Here is a 2,778-nt window from a genome sequence, read left to right on the forward strand (position 1 = left end):
CCATATGGGTTTCGGCATTTCTTGCATCAGAATCGGCCAGTCTTGCGCAGGAATCACGCCATCTTGCGCAAGATGCTGTCCGGCTTCTAAGAATTACCGGTTCTCATCGATTGTCAGGACGATCTTGCCGATATTGGTATTCGCTTCCATCAATGTGTGGGCCTGGCTTGCCTCGGTAAATGGAAAACACGCGTGGATAAGCGGCGGGCATTTACCCTCGGCGAGGAGCGGCCAGACATTGGCTTCCAGCTCGGCGGCGATCCGCGCCTTTGCCTCGAGAGACTGCGCGCGTAGCGTTGAGCCGGTGTGCGTCAGGCGCTTCATCATCAGACGCATAAAATCGACATCAGCGCGTGAGCCTTGCAGGAATGCGATATTGACGATCCGTCCGCCGATCGCGGCCGCCTGGTAGTTTTTCTCGATATAGGGACCGCCCACCATGTCGAGGATGACGTGGGCGCCTTGCCGCCCGGTCACGTCCCTGACCTCTGCCGGCCAATCCGCCGTGCGGTAATTGATTGCCGTATCCGCGCCGAGCTCGCGGCAAGCGGCGCATTTTTCGTCCGTCCCGGCGGTTACGATCACTTTCGCACCGAATGCCTTGGCAAGCATGATCGCAGTCGTTCCTATGCCCGATGCGCCACCATGGATCAGCAAGGTTTCACCCTGCTTCAAGGCGCCAAGCTCGAAGACGTTATGCCAAACGGTAAAGAAGGTTTCCGGTATGGCTGCGGCTTCAACAAATGAAAGTCCGTCGGGGATCGGTAGCGCACTCAAGCTGTCGACAGCTACGTATTCGGCGTAACCGCCACCTGGTGTCAGGGCGCAGACCTTGTCTCCCGCCTTCCATCGCGACACACCCGTTCCCACCGCCGCGACCACACCTGCAACTTCGAGGCCGGGCAGGTCGGAAGAGCCTTTCGGCGGCGGGTAGCTACCCGCGCGCTGAAACACATCGGGACGGTTGACACCAGCGGCAGCAACACGAATGAGGATTTCGTTTGCCGCTGGGGCAGGAATGGGGCGCTGTTCCGGTTTGAGAACATCAGGGCCTCCCGGTTCGCTGATGGCGATCACAGTCATGCTTTCGGGAAGGCCGATCATTGCCATATCTCCGGATGTGGGATGGAAGGAAGAAGTCTGGCCCGGCGGGCGGTCAGACACTCAGTCGAAAATACCTTCGCTGTGCTTCTCCACATAGGCTGCGAGGCCGAGCGTGTGATCACGGCAGAGCTTTTCGGCAGTCTCGGTATCGCGCTTTTCCAACGCCGCGATGATCGCCAGATGATCCTTGATCGACTGGGATGCGCGGTCGTCGCGCCCGATAGTGATCTTCCGGATGCCGCGAACGTGGAGGAGAATGTTCTCGGTCGTTTCCCGGAGAATTTTCGAATCCGTCATCTGGATCAGGGTCTGGTGAAACTGCAAATTGGCTTCGGAATATTCGCCCAGATAATCGGCCGGCTTGTGGCCCTCGTGGAACTTTTCGAAGAGCGTCCTCAGGCGTGCAATATCCTTGCCGCTGGCATTGAGCGAGACGAGGCGGGCAGCCATAGCCTCCAAAGCAGCCCAGACCTGGATCATTTCGATTACTTCGCGCTTTGTCTTGCGCAATACCATGATGCCGCGGCGAGGGATGGATTTCACAAACCCCTGTTGCTCCAGCATCGCGATCGCTTCGCGGATGGGTGTACGGCTAACACCAAGCCGATCGGCCAATTGCCGTTCGTCGAGCCAGGTATCTTCCGACGTGGCATAGATGTCCATATTGGCGATGGCCTGTTTCAATGTCGCATAGATTCGCGTTTTGAAGTTCGGCTCGGCCGCAAAGGGCTCTAGGACGAGGTCCGGGGTGACGTCATCGGCCAGCGGCCAACGCATGTGGGTTCTCGGGCTCACGTCGGGTCATCTCCATTTATATTTGGAATGTATAATACCATATTTAAGTCATTGAAGTCATTTTGCGAATTTTTGCAACCATCTGCGTTACCCATGCGCGCCGAAATCAAGCGCCAGCGCTGTGCCGGCTTCAAGAATGGCGGTGTAAGTATCGGCAATCGGGTCGATCAACCGTGCGCTGAGATCGGCATAGTTCGAGGGACGTTCTCCTGGATAGGTGAATGGCTCGCTAAGGCGATAGTTCTTCATATCGACGGGGTCCCCGGGATAGGCACCGCGAAGCAATTCTACCGCTTCGGGTATGCGCAGGCTGAAGATCAKCTCCATGATGTCGTCGCGGGAAATATCGTTGCGTGTCGAAAATCGCGGAACGCGAGCGGCCATCAGAAAGATATGCTGCAATAGTGCCAGGCGTATGGCCTGCAGCATGTCGCTGCGCTCATGTTCTGACTCCCGTGGCTTGCCCGCAGGTAGTTCGACCGCGTCCAGGATGCGATGAAGCCAGATGGCATCGATCCTCAGCTTGACCGCCAGCGCACTTATGGCCGTCGCCCTCTCATCACCTTCAAGGAGCTGTGTTATCGAAAGACAAGGTGCGGCGAGATGCGGCTCCGCGCCGGCATAGGGTCGCGATGACCAGAATGCGGGGTCGTAAATGGTTGCGAAAGCGGCAAGCGCCTTGATGCTCGACTTTTGTTTCGTGGCAAAAACGTGAGACGTAAGCCGGCGCAGGCGATCCGATCCCTTATAAACTTCCACGAAGCGATCCTCATCACCGCGCACGGCACTTCCGAAACCAGAGACCACAGTCAGCGGATAGCCGAGTTGCTGCAGGATGGCATTGTGGGGAATCGCGCGGATTTTCCTGACCTGATGGAC

The 2,778-nt window shown here is 57.4% G+C and carries 2 protein-coding genes and 1 pseudogene; all 3 read right to left on the bottom strand.

Translation table 11 applies throughout. The features are described from left to right. Positions 1 to 93: 93 nt before the first annotated feature. Positions 94 to 1,104 carry an NAD(P)H-quinone oxidoreductase gene (locus ACXJ5O_RS23570; RefSeq protein ID WP_457302025.1) on the bottom strand — a complete coding sequence of 337 codons (1,011 nt, stop codon included), beginning with the start codon at positions 1,102 to 1,104 and terminating at the stop codon, positions 94 to 96. A 60-nt stretch (positions 1,105 to 1,164) separates the two neighbouring features. After that, the gene (locus ACXJ5O_RS23575; protein ID WP_112532300.1) at positions 1,165 to 1,881 is read right to left on the bottom strand and encodes a GntR family transcriptional regulator; all 717 of its coding nucleotides are present in this window, start codon (positions 1,879 to 1,881) and stop codon (positions 1,165 to 1,167) included. Between the two features lie 105 nt (positions 1,882 to 1,986). Beyond that, positions 1,987 to 2,778: pseudogene (locus tag ACXJ5O_RS23580) on the bottom strand (hypothetical protein); the annotation flags it as partial.

This window comes from Phyllobacterium sp. P5_D12, assembly GCF_054049495.1.